General features: G+C 48.6%; 2 rRNA genes. Both read left to right on the top strand.

Features of this window, described 5'->3' with window-relative positions:
- Positions 1–392: ribosomal RNA gene (locus tag BTR25_RS26685) — 16S ribosomal RNA — on the top strand; the annotation flags it as partial.
- A gap of 195 nt (positions 393–587) precedes the next feature.
- Positions 588–1,018, top strand: a 23S ribosomal RNA gene (locus BTR25_RS26680); the annotation flags it as partial.

Below are 1,018 nucleotides of genomic sequence, written 5' to 3'. Positions count from 1 at the left end.
AGGTGACTGCCGGTGACAAACCGGAGGAAGGTGGGGATGACGTCAAATCATCATGCCCCTTATGACCTGGGCTACACACGTGCTACAATGGATGGTACAAAGGGCTGCAAAACCGCGAGGTTAAGCGAATCCCATAAAACCATTCTCAGTTCGGATTGTAGGCTGCAACTCGCCTACATGAAGCCGGAATCGCTAGTAATCGCGGATCAGCATGCCGCGGTGAATACGTTCCCGGGCCTTGTACACACCGCCCGTCACACCACGAGAGTTTGTAACACCCGAAGTCGGTGGGGTAACCTAACTGGAGCCAGCCGCCTAAGGTGGGACAGATGATTGGGGTGAAGTCGTAACAAGGTAGCCGTATCGGAAGGTGCGGCTGGATCACCTCCTTTTTAAGGAAATGTAAGTCCATGTGGACTGATAAAAAAGTTGACCGCTTTTTGTTTGTTTAGTTTTGAGGGAGCAATTCTCTCAAAGCTTTTTTTAATCGTTCTTTGAAAACTAGATAATCGTAAAGAAGAAGTAAGAACCGAGAACAAACCACATTTTTTTCTCTCTTATTTAATAAGAAGAAAAATAACCTTTTAGGTTAAGTTAGAAAGGGCGCACGGTGGATGCCTTGGCACTAGGAGCCGATGAAGGACGGGACTAACACCGATATGCTTCGGGGAGCTGTAAGTAAGCTTTGATCCGGAGATTTCCGAATGGGGGAACCCACTGCTCGTAATGGAGTAGTATCTTTACCTGAATACATAGGGTATTGAAGGCATACCCGGGGAACTGAAACATCTAAGTACCCGGAGGAAGAGAAAGCAAACGCGATTCCCTGAGTAGCGGCGAGCGAAACGGGACATAGCCCAAACCAAGAGGCTTGCCTCTTGGGGTTGTAGGACACTCAACATGGAGTTACAAAGGAACGGGGTAGATGAAGCGACCTGGAAAGGTCAGCCGTAGAAGGTAAAAGCCCTGTAGTTGAAACTTCGTTCCCTCCTGAGTGGATCCTGAGTACGGCCGGACA

The sequence above is a fragment of the Bacillus sp. MRMR6 genome (genome assembly GCF_001940785.1).
Lineage (GTDB): Bacteria > Bacillota > Bacilli > Bacillales > Cytobacillaceae > Neobacillus.
The sequence above is the reverse complement of the archived record's forward strand: the minus strand, read 5'-3'. Positions and strand labels throughout refer to the sequence as shown.